The organism is Streptomyces sp. NPDC047917 (genome assembly GCF_043204345.1).
Lineage (GTDB): Bacteria > Actinomycetota > Actinomycetes > Streptomycetales > Streptomycetaceae > Streptomyces > Streptomyces sanglieri.
This window is the reverse complement of the sequence record NZ_JBIDCA010000002.1, coordinates 156,527-181,376: the sequence shown is the minus strand read 5'-3', so window position 1 is coordinate 181,376 and position 24,850 is coordinate 156,527. Positions and strand designations below refer to the sequence as shown.

At 71.1% G+C, this 24,850-nt stretch carries 22 protein-coding genes and 1 pseudogene; 12 read left to right on the top strand and 11 right to left on the bottom strand.

Going from position 1 to position 24,850, the window contains the following annotated elements:
- The first annotated feature begins 91 nt into the window (after positions 1-91).
- The 4 genes and pseudogenes from ACGF8B_RS04525 (at position 92) to ACGF8B_RS04510 (ending at position 2,933) form a co-directional block, all read left to right on the top strand.
- A complete protein-coding gene (locus tag ACGF8B_RS04525) occupies positions 92-646 on the top strand; it encodes a peroxiredoxin (RefSeq protein ID WP_259934020.1) in 555 nt (184 codons plus the stop codon).
- Between the two features lie 12 nt (positions 647-658).
- Positions 659-1,192 carry an alkyl hydroperoxide reductase gene (locus ACGF8B_RS04520; RefSeq protein WP_072483998.1) on the top strand — a complete coding sequence of 178 codons (534 nt, stop codon included), beginning with the start codon at positions 659-661 and terminating at the stop codon, positions 1,190-1,192.
- Positions 1,193-1,264: 72 nt separating this feature from the next.
- Positions 1,265-1,952: pseudogene (locus tag ACGF8B_RS04515) on the top strand (transposase); the annotation flags it as partial.
- Between the two features lie 300 nt (positions 1,953-2,252).
- A complete protein-coding gene (locus tag ACGF8B_RS04510; protein ID WP_392734742.1) occupies positions 2,253-2,933 on the top strand; it encodes a DUF4232 domain-containing protein in 681 nt (226 codons plus the stop codon).
- A 330-nt stretch (positions 2,934-3,263) separates the two neighbouring features.
- Here ACGF8B_RS04510 and ACGF8B_RS04505 read toward each other — a convergent pair whose 3' ends face one another.
- The 4 genes from ACGF8B_RS04505 to ACGF8B_RS04490 form a co-directional block, all read right to left on the bottom strand.
- A complete protein-coding gene (locus ACGF8B_RS04505) occupies positions 3,264-4,712 on the bottom strand; it encodes an AI-2E family transporter (protein WP_392734740.1) in 1,449 nt (482 codons plus the stop codon).
- A 144-nt stretch (positions 4,713-4,856) separates the two neighbouring features.
- Positions 4,857-5,570 (bottom strand): transglycosylase SLT domain-containing protein, encoded by a 714-nt coding sequence (locus tag ACGF8B_RS04500; protein ID WP_392734738.1) that lies wholly within the window; start codon positions 5,568-5,570, stop codon positions 4,857-4,859.
- 390 nt (positions 5,571-5,960) lie between these two features.
- Positions 5,961-7,283 (bottom strand): PhoH family protein, encoded by a 1,323-nt coding sequence (locus ACGF8B_RS04495; RefSeq protein ID WP_323180020.1) that lies wholly within the window; start codon positions 7,281-7,283, stop codon positions 5,961-5,963.
- Between the two features lie 503 nt (positions 7,284-7,786).
- A complete protein-coding gene (locus ACGF8B_RS04490) occupies positions 7,787-8,548 on the bottom strand; it encodes an isoprenyl transferase (protein WP_392735470.1) in 762 nt (253 codons plus the stop codon).
- A 200-nt stretch (positions 8,549-8,748) separates the two neighbouring features.
- Here ACGF8B_RS04490 and mgrA point away from each other — a divergent pair, with 200 nt between their 5' ends.
- Positions 8,749-9,789, top strand: a complete 1,041-nt coding sequence (gene mgrA / locus ACGF8B_RS04485; RefSeq protein ID WP_392734736.1) for an L-glyceraldehyde 3-phosphate reductase — start codon at positions 8,749-8,751, stop codon at positions 9,787-9,789.
- Positions 9,790-9,992: 203 nt separating this feature from the next.
- On the opposite strand, the gene ACGF8B_RS04480 is transcribed toward mgrA, so the two are convergent.
- Positions 9,993-10,520: a hypothetical protein gene (locus ACGF8B_RS04480; protein ID WP_392734734.1), complete on the bottom strand. Its 528-nt coding sequence runs from the start codon at positions 10,518-10,520 to the stop codon at positions 9,993-9,995.
- 51 nt (positions 10,521-10,571) lie between these two features.
- On the opposite strand from ACGF8B_RS04480, the gene ACGF8B_RS04475 reads away from it, so the two are divergent.
- Complete coding sequence (locus ACGF8B_RS04475) at positions 10,572-11,723, top strand: winged helix DNA-binding domain-containing protein (RefSeq protein ID WP_392734732.1); 1,152 nt, start codon at positions 10,572-10,574, stop codon at positions 11,721-11,723.
- 52 nt (positions 11,724-11,775) lie between these two features.
- Here ACGF8B_RS04475 and ACGF8B_RS04470 read toward each other — a convergent pair whose 3' ends face one another.
- From ACGF8B_RS04470 to ACGF8B_RS04460, 3 genes are all read right to left on the bottom strand, one after another.
- Positions 11,776-12,237: a hypothetical protein gene (locus ACGF8B_RS04470; protein ID WP_392734730.1), complete on the bottom strand. Its 462-nt coding sequence runs from the start codon at positions 12,235-12,237 to the stop codon at positions 11,776-11,778.
- A gap of 68 nt (positions 12,238-12,305) precedes the next feature.
- Complete coding sequence (locus tag ACGF8B_RS04465; RefSeq protein ID WP_342282511.1) at positions 12,306-13,112, bottom strand: class I SAM-dependent methyltransferase; 807 nt, start codon at positions 13,110-13,112, stop codon at positions 12,306-12,308.
- Positions 13,113-13,181: 69 nt separating this feature from the next.
- Positions 13,182-13,988 carry a prepilin peptidase gene (locus ACGF8B_RS04460; RefSeq protein ID WP_392734728.1) on the bottom strand — a complete coding sequence of 269 codons (807 nt, stop codon included), beginning with the start codon at positions 13,986-13,988 and terminating at the stop codon, positions 13,182-13,184.
- A gap of 102 nt (positions 13,989-14,090) precedes the next feature.
- Here ACGF8B_RS04460 and ACGF8B_RS04455 point away from each other — a divergent pair, with 102 nt between their 5' ends.
- Complete coding sequence (locus tag ACGF8B_RS04455; protein WP_392734726.1) at positions 14,091-14,474, top strand: DUF192 domain-containing protein; 384 nt, start codon at positions 14,091-14,093, stop codon at positions 14,472-14,474.
- 227 nt (positions 14,475-14,701) lie between these two features.
- Here ACGF8B_RS04455 and ACGF8B_RS04450 read toward each other — a convergent pair whose 3' ends face one another.
- Entirely contained in the window at positions 14,702-15,286 is a 585-nt protein-coding gene (locus ACGF8B_RS04450) for a helix-turn-helix domain-containing protein (protein ID WP_392734723.1), read from the bottom strand.
- 217 nt (positions 15,287-15,503) lie between these two features.
- Between ACGF8B_RS04450 and ACGF8B_RS04445 the strand changes: the two genes are divergently transcribed.
- The 5 genes from ACGF8B_RS04445 (at position 15,504) to ACGF8B_RS04425 (ending at position 21,364) form a co-directional block, all read left to right on the top strand.
- Positions 15,504-16,652, top strand: coding sequence for a Zn-dependent alcohol dehydrogenase (locus tag ACGF8B_RS04445; RefSeq protein ID WP_392734721.1), 1,149 nt, complete (start codon positions 15,504-15,506; stop codon positions 16,650-16,652).
- Complete coding sequence (locus tag ACGF8B_RS04440) at positions 16,649-18,079, top strand: APC family permease (RefSeq protein ID WP_392734720.1); 1,431 nt, start codon at positions 16,649-16,651, stop codon at positions 18,077-18,079. The genes ACGF8B_RS04445 and ACGF8B_RS04440 overlap by 4 nt, the downstream gene beginning before the upstream one ends.
- 190 nt (positions 18,080-18,269) lie before the next feature.
- Complete coding sequence (locus ACGF8B_RS04435; protein ID WP_392734718.1) at positions 18,270-20,267, top strand: hypothetical protein; 1,998 nt, start codon at positions 18,270-18,272, stop codon at positions 20,265-20,267.
- A gap of 45 nt (positions 20,268-20,312) precedes the next feature.
- On the top strand, positions 20,313-20,894 hold the full coding sequence (locus tag ACGF8B_RS04430) for a hypothetical protein (RefSeq protein WP_392734716.1): 582 nt from the start codon (positions 20,313-20,315) through the stop codon (positions 20,892-20,894).
- 20 nt (positions 20,895-20,914) lie between these two features.
- Complete coding sequence (locus tag ACGF8B_RS04425) at positions 20,915-21,364, top strand: DUF3592 domain-containing protein (RefSeq protein ID WP_392734714.1); 450 nt, start codon at positions 20,915-20,917, stop codon at positions 21,362-21,364.
- Positions 21,365-21,543: 179 nt separating this feature from the next.
- On the opposite strand, the gene ACGF8B_RS04420 is transcribed toward ACGF8B_RS04425, so the two are convergent.
- Both ACGF8B_RS04420 and ACGF8B_RS04415 read right to left on the bottom strand, forming a co-directional pair.
- Positions 21,544-22,272, bottom strand: a complete 729-nt coding sequence (locus tag ACGF8B_RS04420) for an Imm52 family immunity protein (protein ID WP_392734712.1) — start codon at positions 22,270-22,272, stop codon at positions 21,544-21,546.
- A 50-nt stretch (positions 22,273-22,322) separates the two neighbouring features.
- Entirely contained in the window at positions 22,323-24,713 is a 2,391-nt protein-coding gene (locus ACGF8B_RS04415; RefSeq protein WP_392734710.1) for a Tox-REase-5 domain-containing protein, read from the bottom strand.
- Between the last annotated feature and the right edge of the window lie 137 nt (positions 24,714-24,850).

Sequence of the window (24,850 nt, the reverse complement as noted above, 5' to 3'; positions counted from 1 at the left end):
TCCGTGATCAATGCACTCTGTGCCAAGGTGGACTCCGTCCAACCCTCAGGAAATCCCCCAAAAGGGAATTCCAACGCTACAAGGAGAGCGCGTGCTCACTGTCGGTGACAAGTTCCCCGAGTTCGACCTGACTGCTTGTGTCTCGCTGGAGAGCGGCAAGGAGTTCGAGCAGATCAACCACAAGACCTACGAGGGCAAGTGGAAGATCGTCTTCGCGTGGCCGAAGGACTTCACCTTCGTGTGCCCCACCGAGATCGCCGCCTTCGGCAAGCTGAACGAAGAGTTCGCCGACCGTGACGCCCAGATCCTCGGCTTCTCCGGCGACTCCGAGTTCGTGCACCACGCCTGGCGCAAGGACCACCCGGACCTGACCGACCTGCCGTTCCCGATGATGGCCGACTCGAAGCACGAGCTCATGCGTGACCTCGGCATCGAGGGCGAGGACGGCTTCGCCCAGCGCGCCGTCTTCATCGTCGACCAGAACAACGAGATCCAGTTCACGATGGTGACCGCCGGTTCCGTGGGCCGTAACCCCAAGGAGGTCCTCCGGGTCCTGGACGCCCTGCAGACCGACGAGCTGTGCCCGTGCAACTGGACCAAGGGCGAGAACACCCTCGACCCGGTCGCGCTCCTCTCGGGCGAGTGAGCTGACAGCGACATGGCACTCGACGAACTGAAGGCCGCCGTTCCGGACTTCGCCAAGGACCTGAAGCTGAACCTCGGCTCGGTCATCGGCAACAGCGAGCTCCCGCAGCAGCAGCTGTGGGGCACCGTCCTGGCCTGCGCGATCGCCTCGCGCTCGCCGAAGGTGCTGCGCGAGCTGGAGCCGGAGGCGAAGGCCAACCTCTCCGCGGAGGCGTACACCGCCGCGAAGTCGGCCGCCGCCATCATGGCGATGAACAACGTCTTCTACCGGACCCGGCACCTGCTGTCGGACCCCGAGTACGGGACGCTCCGCGCGGGTCTGCGGATGAACGTCATCGGCAAGCCCGGCGTGGAGAAGATCGACTTCGAGCTGTGGTCGCTCGCCGTCTCCGCGATCAACGGCTGCGGCCAGTGCCTGGACTCCCACGAGCAGGTGCTGCGCAAGGCCGGCGTGGACCGTGAGACCATTCAGGAAGCCGTCAAGATCGCCTCGGTGATCCAGGCGGTCGGCGTGACCCTCGATGCCGAGGCCGTGCTCGCCGAGTAGGACCAGCAGCACCCCCTGTACGAGAAGGGCCCCGTGGACGACCGACCGTCCCCGGGGCCCTTCTCCCTTTGTCTGCGGGGTCTGATGCTCGACGGCCGACGGAAGTCGGTCCAGCCGGTGGCGGAGCGTCTGCCGGACGGGAACATGCAGGTCCTGCAGCAGTTCGTGAACCAGTCGCCGTGGGATCCGCTGCCGGTCGGGCCGCGGATCGCCGAGCGGCTGCCCGGCTACCGCACCCCGCCGCGGTCCGTCTGCGACCTCGCGACCGAGGTCGGCACGGACGACTTCACCCCGGTGACCTGGCGGCAGGACAACAAAGGCGCAATGACCTCACGATTCGCGGTCCTGGCCGTGAGACCCGCGGGCAAACAGTCCGCGGCCGCCGCCCAGGCAGCGGGCTGCGGGCTGCGGCCGCAACCGATGGGACGACATCCTGCCCACCCGGACCCTCCTGGTCGAGTGGCCGGACGGACAAGCAGCTCCGACGGACTACTGGATATCGAACCTGCCCACCACCACCCCGGTCGCCGACCTGGTGCGGTGGGCGAAGATGCGCCGGCGCATCGAACACGACTACCACGAACTCAAACACGGCCTCGGCCTGGACCACTTCGAAGGCCGCACCTGGCGCGGCCGGCACCACCACGTCACCCTCGTCACCGCCGCCCAGGCATTCCTCACCCTCAGGCGGATCGACCCAACAGCCCTCACACCGGCCTGCCCCTCTGCCAGATCCTCGATGCCCTTCAGGACCTGCTGAGGTGCTGGACCGGTGCACGCACCACCTGCGGACGCCCCCTGCCCAGCTACCGAAGCACCCGCAGACAGCACAGAACCTGACGAAGCATTACCAGTGCGGGGCGTCGTGACCGGAGTCGGACGAGGGCGGGTGCCGCCGTGTCGAGGGGCGGCAGCAGGACGTAAGCGAGGCGTTAGCCAAACATGAGCGGCGGGCGGGATGCTTCAAGTGTCAGCAGGTCAAGCGGGGTAGCAACTCGCCGCACGTTCCGGGCCGCGACTGCACCTCCGTACTCGACCGCCATACACTCGGGGAATTCACATGCGTACGACGTTCCACTCCCGCAAGCGCACCGCCACCATCGGCGCAGCACTCACCGCCGTCCTCGCCCTCGCCCTCACCGCCTGCAACGGCGACGACAGCGCGTTGGGCGGCGCGCAGGCCAGCCCCACCGCGTCGGCGGACGCGGCGGGCGGCACCGGCGGGGCGGGCCAGGCGGACCAGAGCGCCGGTACCGGCACCAGCACCGGCGGGAGCGACCAGGGCGCCGGCAACAGTGGCACCGGCGCCGGCATGGCCGACGTGTGCCGCACCCACGTGCTCGACGCCACTGCCGCCAACAACACCACGGACGAGGCGAACGGCGTCGTCACCGTCACCTTCAAGAACATCGGCAGCGCCGACTGCCGCATCAACGGCTTCCCGGGTGTCGACATCAAGACGTCCCTGGGCGACACCATCTCCGTGGACCGCAACGGCGAGCAAGCCGTGCCGCAGATCCTCAAGGAGGGCGACGCCGCCGCCTTCAACATCACGTTCCCGGTCAACAACAGCGGCGGCTCCGGCGTGCGGCTGACCGACATGGTGGTGACGCCCCCGAACGAGGTCGAGCCCTTCCCCCTGAAGTGGCCGGCGGGCACGCTCGCCGTCACCGACGGCCAGGACGGCGGGAAGATGGAGGTCAGCCCGGTGGGCAAGGTCAGCGACTCACCGGCCGGCTGACCCCGCCCCCGCACCGCTGGCCCCCGCTCAGGAACTACTGCGGGAGCCAGCGTGATGTTGAACGCGTGCGCCTCACCCTCTCCGCCATCCGGAGAACAGCAGCGCGAAGTGCTCCTGCCCGCGTTGCCCCCTTGCCGGTTCCCGTACTTCTCCGGCAGATGGACCCACTGCGATCCGGTCTGGAACTACCAGGCGTCGCATCAATCACCTCACGGTGGTCCCGCCCCCCGCCTGGGCGTCCGGCCCGGCAGCAACGGCTCGATCCGCGTCCACTGCGCGTCGCTTAACGGCACACCCAGAACAACGATCAGATGATCTGAACGAAGCGGCCTAGACCGTGTCCTCGCCGTCGCCCCGGCCACCGTCCTCGGGCGGCGAGCCCGGCGCGGGGGTCGGAGCGACATCGACCGCGGTCGCCCCGCGCGGGGACGGCGCGTATCTCAGGGCCTGTTCCTGCCCGTACGTCCGCAGATAGCCGACCACCGTGTTGGTGACCGCGACCAGCGGCACCGCGACGACCGCTCCGCCAATGCCCGCGATCATGCCGCCCGCGGCGACCGAGAGGACGACGGCGAGCGGATGCACCCGCACCGCGCGCCCCAGGATGAACGGCTGGAGCACATGGCCCTCGATCTGCTGCACGGCGAGGACCACCGCCAGCACCATCAGGGCGGTGAACACCCCCTCGGTGACCAGCGCCACGACCACCGCCAGAGCCCCGGAGATCACGGCACCGACCAGCGGGATGAAGGCGAAGAGGAAGATGAAGACGGCCAGCGGCACCGCCATCGGCACATCGAGGAAGAAGATCCCCAGCCCGATGAAGATCGCGTCGATCAGCGCCACTATGACGGTGCCCCGCACATAGGCGGTCAACGTCCGCCAGGCGCGCGGACCGGCGCCCGCGACCCCCGGCCGGGCCTGGGCCGGCACCAGCTTCAGCACCCAGTGCCAGATGCGCCTTCCGTCGTACAGCAGGAAGAGCGTCGAGAACATCGCCAGCAGTATCCCGGTGAGGACCTCCACCATCACGGTGACGCCCTCCAGTCCCGCGGAGGTGATCTGCTCGGTGTTGGTGCCGATGGTGTCGCTGAGGTTCTTCGCGATGTCGTTGATCTGCTGCTCGGTGACATGGAAGGGGCTGTCGAGCAGCCAGTGCTTCAACTCCTCGATACCGTCCCGCACCTTGTCGGAGAGGGTGTCGATGTTGTCCATGACCTGCCAGACCACGAACCAGCCGACCAGGCCCATGATGACGAAGCCCAGGACCGCCGTGACGGCGGTGGCCAGGCCGCGCGGCAACCCGTAGCCGCGCAGCCGGGCGACGGTCGGCTGGAGCATCGCGGTGACGAGCAGCGCGGCGACGAACGCCAGCACCACCAGCTGTACCGCGCTGATGACCCGCATCAGCACCCAGAGGGTGCCCGCCAGGACCAGCAGCCGCCAGCCCGCCTCGGCCGCGACGCGCATCCCCCAGGGGATCGCCGCGACCGGATCGGGCCGGGCGGCGACGGAGGGGGCGTACGAGGGCGGCGGCGGCACATGGTCGGCCGCGGCACCGCGCCGCTCGCCCGCGTCCCGCACCGCCGGGGCCGGAACGTCCGCGGCGACCACGGCGGGTGCGGGCGCGTCCCCGGCCGGCGAGGCGTCACCGGCGCCGGGCAGCCCGGCCCGCCCGGCGCCGTGCCCGGCGGCCTCGTCCCTGCGCTGCTCCAGCCGGTCGCCCAGCTCGGTCAGTTCGGCACCCAGCCGGCCGAGCCACCCCGGAAGTTTCGACATGATCGTTCCTCTTCCCCCAGTCTTCTCTCCCCACCGCTCCCCCACCGGACGGTTCGGACCGACCGTACACGCGCGGAGCCCCCCACCGTAGGACGGTGGGGGGCTCCGCGCGAGAGGAACGCGAACCTCGGGAGATCCCGGGTTCTAGTACCAGTGGTTGGCCTGCCAGAAGGACCAGGCGGCGCACGGGCTGCCGTAGCGGCCGCTGTTCATGTAGTTGAGGCCCCACTTGATCTGCGTGGCGGGGTTGGTCATCCAGTCGGCCCCGGCCGTGGACATCTTCGAGCCGGGGAGCGCCTGGACGAGACCGTAGGCGCCGGAGGACGGGTTGCTCGCCCGGTAGTTCCAGCTCGACTCGACGTTCACGATGTTGCTGAAGCACTGGAACTGGTCGGCGGGCACGATCTGACGCGCCATCGCCTGAATCTCGGCGATGGTGTACGAGCCCTTCGCCGCGAAGGAGGAGGCGCTGCGGACCGAAGAACGGCTGGCGCGCTCGGCCTCGTCCTTCTTCTTCTTCTCCAGGCGCTCCTTCTCCAGCTTGTCCTCGGCCGCCGCCTTCTTCGACTTGGCGTCCTTGGCAGCCTGGATGCGGGCCGCTTCCTCCACGGACTTCTTCGCGGCGGAATCGGCCGCGGAGGCCTGGGCGTCGGCCTGCTGCGTCAGCGAGGCGGTCTGCACCTGGGCCTGCTGGCCCGCGGGGATGTCTGCGAGCAGCGTGGTGTCGGCTGCGGTCGCCTCGAAGTTGTTGTCGTCGACAGCAGGGGTGCTGCCCGATGCAACGCCTACGACGGCGCCAACGGTGGTCACGGCAGTGGCAGATGCCACGGCGAACCCCCGGACCGAGATCCGGCTCACACGGTGTCCTTCCAGCATCGCCCGCTTAGGTGACCTCGCGGACGCAATCGTGCCCCTGACGCTGGCCTCCCTACTGCCTGGGTCACGGGAGACACGGGCCCGGTGGGCGACTCCCCGGAAGGAGTGCCGCGTGGTGCTCGCGGGCGGCATACGGACGGCGTTTGTTGAGTTGTGTGGTGCGTGGCACCTGTGGAGGTGCGGGTGTGCCGTATGCGGGGCCTGACGGAAGCAAGACTCTGCCGGAACGGCACACCGGGAAGCAATTCTCTGTTGCGTGTGAAAGCTCACACCTCGTTTGGAGCAAGTGATTTACGGAAATGGTGCCGCAGCGCGGTGCCGCCCGGCTAAGCTGCTTCGCTCGCCGGGCGGCACCAACTGTCGTATCCCGTATCAGATCTGGCCTTCCTCCAGCATTTCGGTCACCAGCGCGGCGATCTGCGAGCGTTCGGAGCGGGTGAGGGTGACATGCGCGAAGAGCGGATGGCCCTTCAGCTTCTCGACCACGGCGACGACTCCGTCGTACCGGCCGACCCTGAGGTTGTCCCGCTGGGCCACGTCATGCGTGAGCACCACCCGGGAATTCGCCCCGATCCGGGACAGCACGGTCAGCAGTACGTTCCGTTCGAGCGACTGCGCCTCGTCGACGATCACGAAGGCGTCGTGCAGCGAGCGGCCCCGGATGTGGGTGAGCGGCAGGATCTCCAGCATCCCGCGCCCCAGCACCTCTTCGATGATCTCGCGCCCGGCCACCGCCGAGAGCGTGTCGAAGACGGCCTGCGCCCAGGGGCTCATCTTCTCGGCCTCGGTGCCGGGGAGATAGCCCAGCTCCTGCCCGCCGACCGCGTACAGCGGGCGGAAGACCATCACCTTCTGGTGCTGCCTGCGCTCCAGGACGGCTTCGAGGCCGGCGCAGAGCGCCAGCGCCGACTTGCCGGTGCCGGCCCGGCCGCCCAGCGACACGATGCCGACGTCCTGGTCGAGGAGCAGATCGAGGGCGATGCGCTGTTCGGCGCTGCGGCCGTGGATGCCGAAGGCCTCCCGGTCGCCGCGGACCAGGCGCACATTGCCCTCGGCGGTGACCCGGCCGAGCGCCTTGCCGCGCTCGGACTGGAGGACCAGTCCGGTGTGCACGGGCAGTTCGGCGGCCTCGGGTACGTACAGCGTCTCCTCTCCGTAGAGCAGATCGACCTGCTCGCCGGAGAGCGGGACCTCCGACATGCCGGTCCAGCCGGAGTCGGTGATGGCGAGTTCGGCGCGGTACTCCTCGGCGAGGAGGCCGACCGAGGACGCCTTGATGCGCAGGGGCAGGTCCTTGGAGACGACGGTGACGTCGTACCCCTCGGCCTGGAGATTGCGCGCGACCGCGAGAATCCGTGAGTCGTTGTCCCCCAACCGGTAGCCGGCCGGCAGTACGCCGGGGTCGGAGTGGTTGAGTTCGACGCGCAGCGTCCCGCCCAGATCCCCCAGCGGGATCGGGGCGTCCAGCCGGCCGTGGCGGACCCGGAAGTCGTCCAGCAGGCGCAGGGCCTGCCGGGCGAAGTAGCCGAGCTCCGGATGGTGCCGTTTGGCCTCCAGTTCCGTGACCACGACGATCGGGAGCACCACTTCGTGCTCGTCGAACCGGGCCATGGCGTTGGGATCGGCCAGCAGGACGCTGGTGTCGAGAACGTAGGTGCGCCTGTCGGACATGCGGCGCTTTGTGCTGGTCACCACGGAAGGACGTACCCCCTCGGACGAGGTTGGGGTGCGACGGTGTCGCGGAGCATCCCAATGGGAGAGGACGGGCCGGGTTCGGGCCCCGAAGCACGGGCCGGGTACCGGCCCTCCGCGTCGGCCGCGTTGTTCGTACGGTCCTTCGTGTGCAAAGGGCCTCCCGGGCGAGCGGACTCCATGCCGCTCACTTGGACACGACGTCCGCCTGGTTTTTGACCGGACGTCGACCTGTCAGGGGTATTCCCTCGAACACGCGAAGCCATGCCGACCTGGGCGTGCGGGGTGAGCTGGGAGTTGTGCCCCGGACACGTGGGGTCGGGCGCACCGCCCGCGCGGTTCCGTCCTCAAGCGCCGGACGGGTCGTGAATGCCGGTGCGGTGCGGGCCGGAGGGCCGGGGGTACCGGAGATGCCGGAGATGCCGGGGGTACCGGAGATGCCGGGGGTACCGGAGATGCCGGGGGTACCGTGCCGGTCGGGCCGGGAACGGCCGCCCGGCGGAGGGTCAGCCGCCGTAGCGGCGGCCGCGGGCCGCGTAGTCGCGCAGTGCGCGGAGGAAGTCGACCTTGCGGAAGGCCGGCCAGAAGACGTCGCAGAAGTAGTACTCGGAGTGCGCGGTCTGCCAGAGCATGAAGCCGGACAGCCGCTGCTCGCCGCTGGTGCGGATGACGAGGTCCGGGTCGGGCTGGCCGCGGGTGTAGAGGTGCTCGGAGATCAGGTCGGTGGAGACGATCTCCGCCAGGTCCTCGAACGAGGTCCCCTTGGCGGAGTGGTCCAGCAGCAGCGAGCGGACCGCGTCGGCGATCTCCTGGCGGCCGCCGTAGCCGACGGCGACATTGACCAGTATTCCGTCCACGTCGACCGTGGCCTGCTCGGCCTCCTTGAGCACCGTCTGGGTGTGGGCGGGCAGCAGGTCGAGGGTGCCGACGTGGTGGACCCGCCAGCGGCCGTCCGCCGCGAGGTCGCGCACGGTGTTCTCGATGATCCCGAGCAGGGGTGTCAGCTCGGACGCGGGCCGGTCGAAGTTGTCCGTGGAGAGCAGCCAGAGCGTGACGACTTCCACATCCGTCTCGCTGCACCAGCCGAGAAGTTCCTGGATCTTGTCCGCGCCGGCCTGGTGCCCCTGCGCGGCCGTGCCGCCGGACGCCTTCGCCCAGCGCCGGTTGCCGTCGAGGATGACGCCGATGTGCTTGGGCACCTGGGTGTGGTCGAGGCGGGCGTCCACCCGGCGCGCGTAGAGCCCGTACACCAGGTCGCGCAAGTTCACTGAGTTCACCTCTCGGTTCCGTGCGGGCCCGCCCGCCCCTTTTCCCGGGGTCCGGGGTCGTCCCCCTGGGGAGCGCCGCACGGGTCCGCAGAGTCCGTTGCCCCGCCGTGCCGTGGCAGTCCCCGAAGCCGCCACATTACTGCTCGGGCGGCGTACCGGCCCAACCCGGCCTGTCACAAGTCCGTGATAAGGAGAGAAACGTGACTGATTCTCCTCTCTCCTACCAGGCCGCCCCATCGCGCTACGACTCGATGGAGTACCGCCGCACCGGCCGCAGCGGCCTCAAGCTTCCCGCCGTCTCCCTCGGCCTCTGGCACAACTTCGGTGACGACCGCACGCTGGACTCCCAGCGGGCGATCCTGCGCCGCGCCTTCGATCTCGGGGTGACCCACTTCGACCTGGCCAACAACTACGGGCCGCCGCCCGGCTCCGCCGAGCTCAATTTCGGCAAGCTCTTCCGCCAGGACTTCGCCCCGTACCGGGACGAGCTGATCATCTCCACCAAGGCCGGGTACGAGATGCACCCCGGCCCGTACGGCGAGTGGGGTTCCCGCAAGTACCTGCTGTCCTCGCTGGACGCCTCGCTGAAGCGGATGGGGCTGGAGTACGTCGACATCTTCTACTCGCACCGCTTCGACCCGGAGACCCCGCTGGAGGAGACGATGGGGGCGCTGGCCTCCGCCGTCCGGCAGGGCAAGGCGCTGTACGCGGGGGTGTCCTCCTACAACGCGGAGCAGACCGCCGAGGCGGCCGGGCTGCTCAAGGAGATGGGTGTGCCGGCGCTGATCCACCAGCCGTCCTACTCGATGATCAACCGCTGGATCGAGGACGACGACCTGCTCGACACCCTGGAGACGGCCGGCATGGGCTGCATCTCCTTCGTGCCGCTCGCGCAGGGTCTGCTCACCGGCAAGTACCTGACGGGCATCCCGGAGGGTTCCCGCGCCACCCAGGGCAAGTCGCTGGATCCCGGTCTGCTCTCGGACGAGGTGCTGCGCCGGCTGAACGGGCTGAACGACATCGCCGGGCGGCGCGGTCAGTCGCTCGCCCAGCTGGCGCTCTCCTGGGTGCTGCGCGACAGCCGGATGACGTCCGCGCTGATCGGTGCGTCGAGCGTGAAGCAGCTGGAGGAGAACGTCGCGGCGCTGGCCGGACAGCCGCTGTCCGCCGAGGAGTTGACGGAGATCGACGCGTTCGCCGTGGACACGGCGGGCACCAACATCTGGGCCGGACGGAGCTGACGGGACGGGCGGCCCCGCGGGGCGCAGCGGGCCCGGCGCCGCGGTCCGGACAAAAAACGGGCCGGTCCGTGGGGGGGGATACGGACCGGCCCGAGGGGGGGTTTCCACCATAACCCTTCGTAAGTGATGCTGGGCGCCACGCCACTCCACAATCACTCTCCGGATTCACCGGACTCCGTTGCGCGCATCACCGGGTTGACGTCTCAGTGCCCGCCGACCGGCTTCACACAGCCGGTTCCTTCGAGGTATTTGCCGTGTGCCTCGGCCGTGACCAGGCCGTTGACCACGCCGTCCAGCGAGCCCTCGACGCAGATGGCGCCGAGGTCGAGCACGAAGGTGTTGCGGTGCGGACCGAAGGTGCCGGTGGTGATGGCGCCGGAGCTGTAGCCCAGTGCGGTGAGGGCCGCCCGGATCCGGGGCTCGGTGGCCCTGCGGCCCTCCGCGATCCCGGCCAGACCTGCCTTGACCTTCGCCACCTCGGCGTCCGCCTCGGCCCGGTCGGCCGGGGACAGTTCGGCGGTGGACTGGAAGGCGTGGTTCTCCCGGTACTTCGAGGCGTCGCTGCCGTCGACCGAGGAGTCGCCCCGGACCGGCGGGCCGCCGTTCGTGCCGGGAGCCGCGCCCCCGGCGCCGGTACCGGCCCGCTCGGTGCCGCAGCCGGCCAGTACGGGGGTGAGGGCGAGTGCCGCCGCTGCGGCGAGTGTCCGGGCCGTGCGTCTGGCAGAGGTCATGCGCCGAGTATGGGACAGGACCTGACCTGATGGGCCGGTAGTTTCCCCGTCATGACGAGCCGAACCACAACCGTGACCTGGACCGCCGCGAACGCCCGCCGGACGGCACGCCAGGGGCTCGTGTGCCCCGGCAGCCGCACCCCCGCCGAAGTGGTCGCCACGCTGCCGGCCGCACACGCCCAGGTCCTGTCGGCCGCCGAGCTGTCCGTCGGGCTGCGGGCCACGGACCTGACCCGTGCCGATGTGCGCGACGCGCTGTGGAAGGACCGCACCCTGGTCAAGACCTTCGGGCCGCGGGGCACCGTCCATCTGCTGCCGATGGACGAGCTCCCGCTGTGGACGGGGGCGTTGTCCGCGCTGCCGTCCGGCCGCCCCCCGGCCGCCAAGGACGCCCGGATGACGCCGGAGCAGGTCGAGACGGTGCTCGCCGCGATCGGGGACGCGCTGACCGGGCCCGCGCTCACCGTCGACGAGCTGTCCGCGGCGGTGGTGGAGCGGGCCGGGGCATGGGCGGGCGATCCGGTGATGCCCGCGTTCCAGGGCATGTGGCCGCGCTGGCGGCAGGTGCTGCATCTGGCGGGTCACCGGGGGGTGCTGTGCTTCGGGCCGGATCGCGGCCGCAAGGTCACCTACACCCGCCCCGGTGTCGTGCCGCTCGACGGTCCCGGGGCGCTCGCCGGTCTCGTACGCCGCTATCTGTACGCGTACGGACCCGCGACGCCCGCGCACTTCGCGAAGTGGCTCGCGGCGCCCTCCGGTTGGGCCGGGGAGCTGTTCGCGGGGACGGCGGCGCGCGGGGAGATCGAGCAGGTGACGTACGAGGGCGGCCCGGCCTGGGTGGTGGCGGGCGACACCGGCTTCCCGGCGGAGCCGGTACGCGGGGTGCGTCTGCTCCCCTACTTCGACGCCTTCCTCATCGCGTCCCGGCCGCGCGAGCGGCTCTTCCCGGGTGCGGCGTACACGCGGGCACTGGCGGGCGGCCAGGCGGGGAACTTCCCGGTGCTGCTGGTCGACGGCACGGCCGCCGGGGTGTGGCACCAGCGGCGGTCGGGCCGCCGGATCGCGGTGACCGTGGAACCGCTGGCCCCGCTGACGGCCGGACAGCTGCGGGAGCTGGAGGCGGAGGTGGCGCGGGTCGGGGCGGTGCTGGAGGGCAACGCGGAGCTGACGGTGGGCAAGGTGACGGTGGGGGCGCACGCGTAGGGCGGATGCGCGGGAGACGTCCGGGGTGTGTCCGGCGAGTCTCCGGCTCAGGTCACTGGGTGGCCGCCGGGGCGCCGCGGTGGCCGCGGGTGAAGCGGATCGCGACGGTGTCGCCGCCGACGACCACGAAGCTGCCGCCCTCGCAGCGGATGACGGCCTCGCGGACCTGGCCGTTCCGGTCCCCGCGTTCCTCGGTGCGGGTGACCGTCCAGCCGCCGTCGGGCGGCTCCGGCAGGCTCGACACGGTGGTGAACTCCCACTGACCCGACGGTACGCACCAGTCGGGCAGCCGCGGCCAGGCACCGGGGCCGACCCGCAGGGTCCCGTCGGACGCGCAGGTCAGGAGCACCGACTGGCCGTCGGCCAGCAGGAATTCGACGGCCTCCGGCTCCCCCAGCCGTCCCTCCGGGCGGTAGAAGACCCCGACCACCCCGGTGATCCGCGCCCCCCTGAGCCAGTCGGCCCTCCCCTGCCGCGGGACCCGCGGCGCGTCCTCTTCGTTCCCCACCCTCATGGCCAAGTCCTTCCCCAGGCGCTCACCGTCCAGGGTCGCATCCCCGGGCCGGGAGCGGCGGGTGCGTCTCAGGCCTTGGCATCCGGCTTGCGGGCCTCGATCAGGAATCGGGTGGTGTGGGCGACGAACGGCCCCTCGGTCTCGATCCGGTGGTGCAGTTCGGCCAGTCGCGGCCGGTACTCCTCGACGGTGAAGCCCGGCACCATCCAGATCACCTTGCGCAGGAAGTAGACGACGGCGCCGATGTCGCGGAATTCGGTGCGCAGCCGCTCCGCCCGCAGATCGACGACCTCCAGCCCGGCCGCCTCGGCCGCCGACCGGGCCGCCCCGGGGTCGCGGGCGGTGCGGACGGCCGGTGGCTGCGGGCCGAGGAAGTACTCGACGAGTTCGAAGACGCTGGCCGGGCCGACCTGTTGGGAGAAGTAGCTGCCGCCGGGGGTGAGCACCCGCGCGATCTCCTCCCACCAGGTGGTCACCGGATGCCGGCTGACCACCAGGTCGAAGGCGTTGTCGCCGAACGGCAGCGGCGGCTCGTCGGGGTCGGCGACCACGGCCGCGCCGAGCGGGTGCAGGAGCGCGGTGGCGCGGGCGACGTTCGGCGGCCAGGACTCGGTGGCGACGGCGAGCGGCGGCAGCTTCGGTACGGAGGCGAGGACCTCGCCGCCGCCCGTCTGGATGTCGAGCGCGGCCCGGGCCCGCCCCATCCGGTCCGCCATGGCGCGGGCGTACCCCCAGGAGGGGCGTTCCTCGGTGGCCCGGCCGTCGAGCCAGGAGAAGTCCCAGCCGTCGACGGAGACGGCGGCCGCCTCCGCGACGAGGGCCTCGAATCGTGCGCGCTCTGCTTCGGCTGCCGCTTCTTCGGTGGTTCCGGACATACGGGGATGGTGTCAGCCGGGTGCCTGCCGGCGCGACTTCAATACGGCGGGGCCGGGGGCACGGCGGGGTCAGGCGGCCAGTGCGCCGAGCAGCATGCCGAGCAGCGCGCCCGTGATCATGAACGGGCCGAACGGGATGCCGGTCTTGCGTCCGGCCCGCTTGAGGACCATCAGCCCGAACCCGTACACCGCGCCGAGCAGGAATCCGGCGAAGCCCCCGGCGAACACCACGGCCCAGCCGTACCAGCCCAGGGCCGCGCCCAGTGACAGGGCGAGCTTGACGTCCCCGAAGCCCATTCCGTTCGGGTTGATGAGGAAGAGCAGGAAGTAGAAGCCCCCGAGCGCGGCTCCGCCGAGCAGGGCGGACGTCCAGGATCCGCCGTGCTCGGGGAGGAGCGCGGCGGCGCCGAGGAGTACGGCGACGGCCCCGGCGGCGGGCAGGGTCAGCCGGTCGGGCAGCCGGTGGACGCGGCGGTCGATGGTCGCCAGGAGTACGGCGACGGGGGCCATCAGCAGCCAGACGGCCAGTTCGGGGCGGAGCCCGGTGGCCGCCGCGAGTGCGGCGCAGGCGAGCGCGGTGACGACGGGGACGAGGACGCCGGGGGCGTAACGCGCGTCGGCTCGCGGACGGTCCGGGTCTTCGCCCCGGTCCTCCGGCTCGGCGCCCGCGGTCGCGGGCACCGGGACGGCCGCGCACCGCGCGCACCGGGTGGAGCCCAGCCAGCCGCGGGCGGCGCCGGTCAGGGCGTGTCCCTCGGGGCAGGTGTCCCGCCAGGGGTCCTCCGGTTCGACGGAGAACCGGTAGGCGGCGCGCGGGACCAGCAGTCCGGCCGCTGCGCCCCAGAGTGCGGCGAGCACTGTCAGCATGGCGTCCACGGCCCGACCCTAGGCGGGCGCCGGGCCCGGGTCATGGGTCCTGGGGCCCACTGCCCGCTGTTGGGGGCCCATGAGAGGTCACCTGCCGCTACCTTCGTGGCCATGGCTCAATGGCGCAATGGCACAGGCACGTTGACGGTCACCGACGCACAGGGCGGACCGGAGGAGGTGATACCGCTGCGGATCGCGGCCTCCTACCGGGCCCGGAGTCGCGGGCTGCTGGGGCAGGACGGGATCGACGGCGCCCTGATGATCACCCCGTGCGGGAGTGTGCACAGCTTCCGGATGCGGTTCACCATCGATGTGGCGTACCTGGACCGGAAGTTCAGGGTGGTGGCGGTCCACACGATGAAGCCCGGCCGGCTGGGGATGCCCCGGCTGCGGGCCCGGCATGTGATCGAGGCGGAGGCCGGGGCGATGGAGAAGTGGGGGCTCCGTCCTGGGGTCCGGGTGGCGATCGACCAGAGCGAGGTCGACGGGAAATGAGCGGCGGGGCCCGCGCGCACCGCTGAGGGCTGTCCCGTAATCCCTGGTGGATCAGCGCGCGGTGTCGGATGCGGTGCATCGCGAGGCGGAGGGACGTCCGCATACCGGGTGTATTCGGACGTCCCGACAACGCGGCGAGGTGCCGTGGCTGTCGTCGCCCGCCCGCCCGCCAGGGATTACGGGACAGCCCATGGGCCCCGCTCCCCTCGGTCTCCTCGCTACGGGCGCTACGGGCGGAGCTTCGTACGGGACAGCGGCAGTGCCGGGGCGATCGACCAGAGGACCTCGGCCTCGTCCTCGCCGGGGTTGTCCCAGGCGTGCGCGGCCCGCGCCGAGAACGTCGTGGAGTCGCCGGCCTCCAGGAGGCGCGGCTCGCCGTCCACGCTCAGCCGCAGCGTGCCGCGGACCAGGTACGCGAAGACCGTCTCGGCCTCCAGGCTGTACGCGCCGCCGGAGCCGCCGCCGGGCCGCAGGATCGTCCGCATGACCTGGACGTGCCGCTCCTCGGCGGGCGTCAGCAGGAACTCCTCGATGCCGTGGCCGCCCATCTCCAGCTTGGCGCCCACGCCGCCCCGGACGACGTCCTGGTCCGGGTAGTCGAAGAGCGTGGCGATGCCGGTGCCCAGGGCCTCGCAGATGCGGATCAGGGTCGGGACGGAGACCGAGGTCTTGCCGCGCTCGGCGAGGCTGACGAACCCCTTGGTCACGCCCGCCGTCTCGGCCACCTGGGCGAGCGTCAGACCCTGCGCCAGCCGGAGCTCACGCAGCCTCGGGCCGATCGTGGACATGTGGCTGTCAGGAGCTTCGGGCATGGCGGACACGCTACCTGTCGGCGAGGTCACGGGCGGTGGCCGGGGGAAGACGCAGGTCGGAAGGGTTGCCAGAAGGGTCTTTACCCACCGAGTTTAGTGCTGTAAAACTTGACGAAAGTTTAATGGCGCTAAACAAAGCGTCCCAGGCGGACCGCTGTGCCGCCCCGCGGCAGTGCCGCGCTCCCCACCCCTTCCGCACCATCCGAGGAGGAAGCCGATGAGCTCCCCGTCCTTCCAAGAGAGCACCGCGCGCACCGTGCGCGGCGTCGTCTTCCGCGCCCCGGGCCAGGAGGTGACCGTCGCCGACGTCACCCTGGCCCCGCCCGGCCCCGGTGAGGTCGAGGTCGCCGTGACGGCGGCCGGGGTCTGCCACTCCGACCTCCATGTCATCCGCGGCGAGTGGGACCACCCCACCCCGGTCGTGATGGGGCACGAGGGCTCCGGCGTGGTCACCGCGCTCGGCGCGGGCGTCACCGGGCTGGAGATCGGCGACCACGTCGTACTGTCCTGGGTTCCCTCCTGCGGCACCTGCCGCTTCTGCCTGTCCGGCCGGCCCGCCGCGTGCAGCCTGGTCGCCGAGGTCGTGGCGCCCGGCGGGGTGCTGTACGACGGCACCAGCCGGCTCTCGGTCGGCGGCGAGCCGGCCCACCACTACCTGGGCGTCTCCTCGTTCGCCGAGCGCGTCGTGGTCCCCGCCTCCGGCGCGATCAAGGTCCGCGAGGACGCGCCCCTCGACGTCATCGCCCTGGTCGGCTGCGCCATCGCCACCGGGGTCGGCGCGGTCCGCAACACGGCCGGTGTCGAGGCCGGGGCCACCGTCGCCGTGATCGGCTGCGGCGGGGTGGGCCTGTCCTGCGTACAGGGCGCCCGGCTGGCGAAGGCCGGCCGCATCGTCGCCGTGGACGTCGTCCCGGAAAAGCTGGAGCTGGCCCGCCGGCTCGGCGCGACGGACGCGGTCGACGCCCGGGACGGCGATGTCGTCGAGGCGCTGCGGGCCCTGGTCCCGGAGGGCCTGGACTACGTGTTCGACGCCATCGGCAAGATCGAGACCACCGAGCAGTCCATCGCGGCGCTCGGCCAGGGCGGCGCCGCCGTCATCGTCGGCCTCCCGCCGGCCGGCCGCACCGCGCGCTTCGACCCCCTCGCCCTCGCCGAGGCCGACCAGCGCATCCTCGGCTCCAACTACGGATCGGTCGACGCCGCCCGGGACATCCCGGCACTCGTGGACCTCGTGGTGTCGGGCGAGCTCGACGTGGAATCGATGATCTCGGCACGGCGTCCGCTGGACGAGGCGGGCGACGCACTGGCCGACCTCGCCGCCGGCCACGCCCTGCGCCAGCTGCTGATGATGGAGGACCGGACATGAGCACCGCCGGACGGCAGTCCACCGCCGAGAAGCCGGCCGACGGCCTGGCCCATCGCTCCGTCTCCACGTTCGAGGTCGGCGCGCAGAGCGTCGCCAACGTCGCACCCAGCGCCGTCATCGCGTTCGCCCCCGCCAGCATGGCGGCGTCCGCGGGCAACGGCGCCTGGTTCTCGTTCTTCCTGGCCATGGCCGCCGTCCTCGCCATCGCGTACTGCATCTGCGTCTTCGCCCGCAGGCGCGCCGGGGTCGGTTCGCTGTACGCCTTCTCCCGGCTCTCGCTCGGGGCCCCGGGCTCGTTCGTGACCGGCTGGGCACTGCTCATCGGTGCGGTCTGCATCGGCTCGGGTTCGCTCGCCGGGGCCGGCTACTACACGGCGCGCGCCCTGGACCAGATCGGCGTCGGGCTCTTCACCGGCGTCCCCGGCCAGATCCTGCTCGATGTGCTGCTGGCCGCCGTCGCGATCCGGCTGACCATCGCCAGTGTGCGGACGGCGGCCCGGGTCGCCTCCGTCCTGGAGGTCGTGTCGATCGTCCTCATCGTCGTCGTGCTGGTCCCCGCCTTCTTCAAGAGCGGGAACATCATCGACACCGAGCAGCTGAGCCTCAGCGGCTCCACCCTCGACGGTGTCGTCTTCGCCGTGGTGCTGGGCGTGCTCGGCTTCGTCGGCTTCGAGGGCGCCGCGTCGCTGGGTGCCGAGGCCACCGACCCGTACAGGGCGATCCCCCGCTCGGTGATGGGCAGCGCGGTGCTGGCCGGTGTGCTGTACATGTTCGCCACCTACGCGCAGGTCGCCGGGTTCGGCGGGGCGGACGCCCTGGCGAAGAGCGCCGACCCGATGGACGAACTGGCGGAGCTGTCCGGACTGGGCTTCCTCAAGTTCTTCCTGCACGCGGGCTTCGCGGCCTCGTTCGTCGCCGTGGTGATGGCCTGCGTCACGGTCGCCGCCCGGCTGCTGTTCGGCATGGCGAAGGAGGGCGTGATGCCGGCCCGGCTCGGCGTCGCCCACCCCCGCCACCGGACCCCGTCCGCGGCCATCTGGGCCGTCGCCCCGTTCGTCGCCCTGCCCGCGGTGCTCGTGGTCGGCGCCGGGACCGAACCGCTGAACGCGACGACGTACATCGACACCATCGGTGTCTTCGGCTACATGCTCAGCTACACCCTGGTGTGTCTGGCCGCGCCGCTGTTCGTACGCCGGATCGGGGCCCGCGGCCTGCTGCTCACCTGGGGCCTGGGGCTGATCGGCGCCGCCGCGATGGTCTACGTCTTCTACCGCAACCTGTGGCCCGCCCCGGCCTGGCCGCTGAACGTGCTGCCGTACGTCTTCGTCGGCGCGCTGGTCGTCGGCATCGTCGGCTTCGCGGTGCTGCGGGTCCGCAGACCGGAGGTCGCCGAGCGCGCCGGAACGTTCGCGGACGACCTGGACTGACCCGGCCTCGTCCCCCTGCCGATGCCCCGCCCCCCGCACACCTCGCGGCGGGCGGGGCATCGCCCGTTGGGCCCGGGTTTGGGGCCAAGGGCCCAGGTCACCCGGCTCGCACGTCCGTACGCTCAACTCCACACCCGAATGCGGAACTGCGGGCACAGGCATGGCAAGTGGGCGTCGGAGAGGAAGAACCGTGACTGGTGGCGGGGGCTGGGGAAGCGGAGGCGCGGGCCACATACCGCCGGGGAACGGAGGCAGATCCGACGCGAGCGGCGGCGCGTTCTTCGCCCTGACCCGCAGCTGGGCCGCCGGCGCCCTGGTCTACATCGCCTCCGGGTACCTGGTCTCGCGCGGACTCGTCGAGCTGCTGGCCACCGACGAGCGGCTCGTGAGCTTCGGCTGGCGACTGGCCCTGCTGCACGTCCCCAACGTCATCACGACCGTCCTCACGGTCCTGGCCGCCGCCCGCGTACTGCCCGACGAGTACCGCGAGTCCCGTCTGCTGACGCTGCTCGCCTCCCTCGGTGTCCCGGTCGCCGCGCTGGTGTACGGACTGGCCGTGTCCTGGCATCTCGTGGGCTTCGAGGGCACGTTGATGCCGATCGTCTCGCTGGTGACCGGAGCGACCGCGGGACTGGCCGTCGACCGGCTGCTGGACGACCGCGCGGACGAACCGGAGCCCGCCCCGTACCGGCCGTACTCCTGGCGCGACGGCGGTGCCACCGCCATGGAGTACCTCGGGGTGGTCGTCCTCGTCGTGACGCTGATCGGCGCGATGTCGATGGCGGGTGTCGGCGGCCGGATCGGCGAGCGCATCCGCTGCGCGATCAGCGCCATGGGCGGCGGCGGTGGCGGCTGCTCCACCGGCGGCGGGGAAACCACCGCGCAGCCGAAGACGGACGCCGACTACGAACCCAAGATGTGCCAGGTCTCCAGCATCTCCGACACCGTCGGCGACAAGGTCAAGATCGGCTGGTTCGAGTGGGGCAACGAGTACGGCTTCCAGCAGAAGGTCAGCCAGGCCAAGACCGATGTGAACGCGGACGGCAAGGTCGACGAGAACGACAAGCTGGTCTACATGACGTTCACCGACGCCGCCTCGGCCGGCGCCACCGCCAGCACCCCCGGGGTGAAGCTCGGCAAGCTGGGCAAGGCCGACGTGGACGTCGGCGGCGGCATCAAGATCACCAACGGTGACACCTGGGTCTTCAAGAGCGAGGAAGAGGCCCAGAAGATGCGGGACGACATCGAAGAAATGAAGATGTGGGAGACCTCCACGAAGTACAGCGGCGGCTACGGCGGCGGCTGGTACTCCGGGATGAAGTGGGCCGACAAGAAGAAGGACGTCGAGAGCAAGATCGGCGACAAGAAGATCTCCTACTCGACCATCGGCCTCAACGCGTACGCGGACGGCGGCCTCTCCATCAGCGCGGGCGACGAGACCAAGCTCGGCGCGAAGCTCGGCGGCAAGGCGAAGTTCTCCCCCGAGGTGACCATCACCAAGGACGACGTCAACGGCAACGAGTCGTACACGTACACCGCCAAGCTGGAGCTGGAGGGCAAGGTCAGCGGTTCGGCCGGTCCGCTGGGCGGCGCGGCCTCCGCGAAGGACAACCGGACCGGGGCGGTCACCGTCACCCGCGACCAGAAGACCGGCAAGATCGTCCGGATCGACATGACCCAGACCGTCGAGAACGGTTCGACGTCGAACAAGGGCGACATCAGCGGTGACAACGGCGAGAAGGGCAAGGACAAGCGGGGCGGCAAGGTCAGCGGCTCCGACTCCTCCGGCGAGACCGGCATCGAGGTCCTGACCAACTCGATCGTCTTCGGCAAGGACACCGACAAGGCCACCGAGGACAAGCGCGCCGTCGCCGAGCAGTGGCTGGACGGCTCCGGCAACAACACCGCCCCGTTCGAGTACATGTTCGGCGACCACTCGCTGCAGGAGAAGCCCACCGGGACCGACCCCTTCGACCGGCTGATGTACGAGGACGGCCTGTCGAGCAGAATGAACTACAACGGTCAGACGGACGCCCAGGAGTTCGGCTTCGAGGTCTCGCTCGGGATGAGTCTGGGATTCTCCATCTCCGACGAGCACAAGAAGGAGACACTGACGGACGCGCAGTTCCTCGGGGCTCCGCAGGGCGACAAGCGCTCGTACCTGCCGTACAGCTACTGCGCGAAGTAGCCGTACGGAAAGCACCGACCGGGCACGACGAAGAGGCGACAGGCGATGACGACGAAGAAGACGTACCGGACGATCGGCGCGACCGCTGCCGCCGCCCTCGGCCTCGCGCTGCTCACCGGATGCGGTGGGGAGAGTGCCGCGCTCCCGCAGGGCTGGGAGAAGCTCGACACCAAGAGCCTCTCCGTCGGCTACCCCGGGGAGAGGGGCTACAAGGAGCAGCCCGCGGCCGACCGGGCGAAGGCCAACGCGGCCGTCGCGCTCAAGGAGGAGAGCGGGCTGCGCACCGGCATGGTCTCGGTGCAGCTGGACTTCGCCACGGGTGTGGACGATGCCGACGAGGCTGCGTCCGCGGCGGGTGCCGGCATCGGTCTCGGGGCGACCCGCAAGGGGACCGAGGAGGTGCGGCTCGCGGGTGCGGAGAGCGCCCGTGAGGCGCGCCGGATCGACTACGAGTTCACGTCGAGCGGCGAGGACCGGACGCCGGCGCAGGGCACCCGGATGACGGGGGTCGTGGTGGCGGGCGTCGATTCGAAGGACGTGCCGTTCGCGGTCCGGCTCAATGCGGTGAAGGGCTCGCTGAGCTCGAAGGACCTGGACGCCTTCGTCGATTCGATCACCGTCAAGTAGCGGACCGGGAGCGCTCGTTCATGCAGATCCTGCCCGGTGGCACGGCCACGTTCCTGCTGCTGCTCGGCCTGCTCCTCGGCGCGTTCGCGGTCCGTGCCGCGCTCCGGCTGTACCGGGTGCTGCGGCTGGTGCGGCACGGCGAACACGCCGAGGGGTGGTGCTCGGACCGCCGGACGGCCGACCGGGGGCCGGGCTCGGAGCGCGGTCACGCCACCGAGTACGTCTTCGCGTTCCGCACCCGCGACGGCCGCGACGTCGAGTTCACCGACCATGCCCCGGGCCCGTTCGGCTTCGAGGTCGGGGCGCCGGTCCGGGTCAGCTACGACCCGGCCGCCCCGGAGAGGAACGCGACGGTGGCCGGGCCGGGGGCGTGGGGTCCGGTGCTGATGCCCGCGGTGTTCGCGCTCGTGCTCGGAGCCTTCGCGGCGGGGCTGCTGCTGGGCTTCGTGGCGATGCGGGGATGGCTCTGAGGGACATGCCCCGCTGACGGGGCGGCGGGGTCGGAACGCGGCGCGGGTCCGTCGCGATGCGGGGCCCTGCCCGCAGGGACATGCCTCGCTCACGGGTGCGCGGGGTCGGAACGCGGCGCGGGTCCGTCGCGATGCGGGGCCTGCCCGCAGGGACATGCCTCGCTCACGGGTGCGCGGGGTCAGAACGCGGCGCGGTCGAACGGCACCGGGAGCTTTTCCAGCGCACCGGCGGCCCGCAGCAGGGTGTTCGCCTCGATGACCGTCTCGACGGCAGGGGATTGCGTACCACCACGGGTGAGGTCGATGACCAGTCCGCCGTGAGCGGTGCGGACGTACGTCGCGGGCAGTTCATCGGGGGCGAGGGCGGCACGGCCCGCGGAGAGGAAGACCGCCCGGCCGCACCGGGGGTCGGAGTTCTCCAGGTCGAACCGTTCGGCCACCGCCCGGTACAGGGGCCTGTCGTACACCTGCCCGGTGTCGAACTCCCAGTGCTCCGAGAGGAGGCGCAGGATCTCCGGCGCGCGCCGGATCACCTCCGCCGTCTCGTCCACCTCGCGCGACCGGAAGGCGAGCGAGACGGAGTTCACCGCGTACTGCGAGGTGCTGCCCGCGTGGATCGCCAGGGACACGTGCGCCGCCGCGGGGTTCCGTGCCCACAGCGACGCCGTGTACCCCGCCACATCGAGATCGGGGCCGGTGTTCGTCCGCTCGATGTACTCCGCCAGCGCCGGGGCCGAGGGCTCCTGCACGGGGTCGGACGGCTCGCCGTCACCGGCCTCGTGCCACACGTCGAACGTCCGGCCGTCGATGCCCCCCAGCCCGGTGAGCGTGCCGGCCCAGCGTTCGGCGACGGCGGCCACGGATTCCCCGCGAAGGCCCCAGAAGCCATTGACCACGACGTTCAGCACGGCACGTTCTCCTCGGGCTCCGGTCTGCGGTTCCACACCCCGTCCGGCGGTCAGCCGGTCACGTCCCCCGGGGTGTGGATCACCTTAACCGGGATGCCCCGGTCCTCGAACATCTCTCGCGCCGCCTCGGCGACGTCCGGGTCGGACAGGTGCCACTCGACCGGCTTGCCGCGTGCCGCGTCGACCTGCCGGCTCGCCTGGTCCGCCCACCGGTCGGCGACCTTCGGGGTGAGCGTCCCGGTGTCGGCGTTGTAGAAGTCCTTGCCCTTGTACCCGTACTTCGCCTCCAGATAGGTGCCCCGCGAGGCGTCCCAGCCGTCGAAGTCGACCGGCTTTCCGGTGAGCTTGTCGAGCGGAACCCGGTACTCCTTGCCCCGGCCCACCTTGGAGATCTGCTCCTGGTAGCGGGCGCCCATCTCGGTCGGGTAGTTCCAGACGCCGGGCTTGATCTCCTGCCAGTTGCCCTCGCCGCCGTCCTTGGCCCCGGCCGGCGGGTCCTTGAGGTCCTTGTACCAGGCCGGCTTCGGCTGGTTCTTGGCGTCCTCAAGGGCCTTGCGGCGCTTGGCCGCGTCCGCGGCCTTCTTCGCCTCGTCGGCCAGCTTCTGGGCCTCGTCGGCGGCGGCCTTCTTGTCCGGGTCGACCTCGTCGCACTTCCCGGCGAGGAATCCGACGGGCACGGACGTGCGCGCCCCGGCGACGACGCCGGTACCGGAGCCGGGCAGTCCTACGCCCGCCCCGCTGCCGTACGGGACGCGTACCCGACCGCCCATGCCGACGGTGCAGCCCTTGAGGCCGGCCTGCTCGGCGGCGTCGTCGGCGTGCTGCTGCGCTTCCTTGGCGGCCTTCTCCGCGGCCGTGATGTCACCGGCCTTGGCGGCCTTCTTGGCCTTGTTCGCGGCCTCGCCCGCCTTCTCGGCGACCTCGCCGAGCTTGCCGAGCTTGCCGAACTTGCCCAGCTTTCCGAACTTGCCGACGAGCTTGGCCTCGCCGTAGCCCGGGATGAACAGCGAGCCGATGTTCCAGAGACCGGTGCCGATCGCCTGGCCCTCGTTGCCCTCCTTCCACATGTCCCGGACCTCGTCGCCGATGAACATGTCGTCGAGGACCTTGATGCCGGTGCCGCCGGACGCCTTGGTCCAGTCCCAGACCGCGCCGAGGTAGTCGCCGTCGGCCCACTTGTCCCCGGCGCCCTTGGAGTCCTGGCTCCACTTGTCGCCGAGGCTCTTGCCGTAGTCCATCAGGCCGTCCCAGGCCTTGATGGGGTGCAAGATCGTGTCGATCGTGCCGGTGACGTCGCCCCAGAGCCCGTCGCCGATCAGGCCCTTGAAGAAGCCGCCGGTCTGGTGCGCGGCGCAGGAGAAGAACGCGCCGACGCCCGAGGTGCAGCTCTCGTCGGACTTCCCGTCGTCGCCGTCGCCGGAGTCGTCCTGGTCGTCGCCGCCGTTCGGCTCCCCGGAGGTGTCCACGTCGTCGCCACCGTCGTCGACCTGGACGGCGGGGTCGCCCCCGTTGGAGCCCGCGGAGCTTCCGGCGGCGCCGGAGCCGTTGCCCGCGCTGCCCGCCGAACCGGTACCGCCGGAGGCGTCGGAGCCTCCGGCCACGTCGGACCCGCCCGAGCCGGACCCGGAACCGGCCGGGCCCGCGCCCCCGGAGTCCGTGCCGCCCGTGGCCACCGATCCGCCCGCGTCCGTACCACCGGCGTCCTTGCCGCCGGCCGTGGTCGAACCGCCGGTCGTGGTCGATCCGCCGGAGCCCTTGCCGGGACCGGCCTCCACATTGCTGCCGGGCGCGGGGCAGGCGCTCCCGGTGAGCCGGCAGATCGCGTCCTGGAGCCCGCCGGTCAGCTGGGCTCCGATCCCCGTGACGACGAGTCCGCCGATGAGGGCCACGACGACCAGGACCATGCCCAGGTATTCCATCGCGGTCTGACCCGCGTCGTCCCGGCGCCACCGGATCATGCGCGCGATGCTGAACCGCCGGTGCGGAAGGCGCTGTTCGAGCGGCAGGTCGAACCATTCGCGGGAGCTCGCCCGGAACAGCAGTACGACGACGGCGACCGGCATCACCAGCTGGGTGACACCACGCCCGCCGCCGTCCTGGCCGAGGGTCGCCAGCGCGCCCAGGGTGAGCCAGACGTGCACAGCCAGCAGTCCGCGCCAGACCCAGACACCGCCGGTGCGCAGATACAGCGAGAGCACGAACCCGATCACGCTCGGCAGCGCCGCGTACAGCAGCAGCCCGAACAACTGGCCGTCGACCTCGTCGACCGCCGATGCCACGGTCATCACACCGACGCCGCCCACGACCGCGGCGGCGAAGAGGAGCCGTACGAGGATCAGCACCGCCTGCAACGGGCGCGGCAGGGACCGTCTGCCCTGTCCACCCACGGCGACGCCCCCGCCCGCGCCACCCGAAACCGCAAATCCGCCTATGCCAGACACGACGAGTCCCCCACCTTGCCGGTGTACGGCCACAGTTCAGCCACTCCACGCATCGGACCACACCGGCACCCATCGGGGCATGGGCCTCAGGACCCAATGCAAGGCTCAAAGTCGGCGCTACCGGACGGGGATCCGGC

Coding starts and splice junctions, on each gene's coding strand:
- ACGF8B_RS04520 (WP_072483998.1), top strand. CDS start 659: ATGGCACTCGACGAACTGAAGGCCGCCGTTCCGGACTTCGCCAAGGAC.
- ACGF8B_RS04510 (WP_392734742.1), top strand. CDS start 2,253: ATGCGTACGACGTTCCACTCCCGCAAGCGCACCGCCACCATCGGCGCA.
- ACGF8B_RS04505 (WP_392734740.1), bottom strand. CDS start 4,712: ATGTCGAAACTTCCGGGGTGGCTCGGCCGGCTGGGTGCCGAACTGACC.
- ACGF8B_RS04480 (WP_392734734.1), bottom strand. CDS start 10,520: ATGACCTCTGCCAGACGCACGGCCCGGACACTCGCCGCAGCGGCGGCA.
- ACGF8B_RS04475 (WP_392734732.1), top strand. CDS start 10,572: ATGACGAGCCGAACCACAACCGTGACCTGGACCGCCGCGAACGCCCGC.
- ACGF8B_RS04470 (WP_392734730.1), bottom strand. CDS start 12,237: ATGAGGGTGGGGAACGAAGAGGACGCGCCGCGGGTCCCGCGGCAGGGG.
- ACGF8B_RS04465 (WP_342282511.1), bottom strand. CDS start 13,112: ATGTCCGGAACCACCGAAGAAGCGGCAGCCGAAGCAGAGCGCGCACGA.
- ACGF8B_RS04455 (WP_392734726.1), top strand. CDS start 14,091: ATGGCTCAATGGCGCAATGGCACAGGCACGTTGACGGTCACCGACGCA.
- ACGF8B_RS04450 (WP_392734723.1), bottom strand. CDS start 15,286: ATGCCCGAAGCTCCTGACAGCCACATGTCCACGATCGGCCCGAGGCTG.
- ACGF8B_RS04445 (WP_392734721.1), top strand. CDS start 15,504: ATGAGCTCCCCGTCCTTCCAAGAGAGCACCGCGCGCACCGTGCGCGGC.
- ACGF8B_RS04440 (WP_392734720.1), top strand. CDS start 16,649: ATGAGCACCGCCGGACGGCAGTCCACCGCCGAGAAGCCGGCCGACGGC.
- ACGF8B_RS04430 (WP_392734716.1), top strand. CDS start 20,313: ATGACGACGAAGAAGACGTACCGGACGATCGGCGCGACCGCTGCCGCC.
- ACGF8B_RS04425 (WP_392734714.1), top strand. CDS start 20,915: ATGCAGATCCTGCCCGGTGGCACGGCCACGTTCCTGCTGCTGCTCGGC.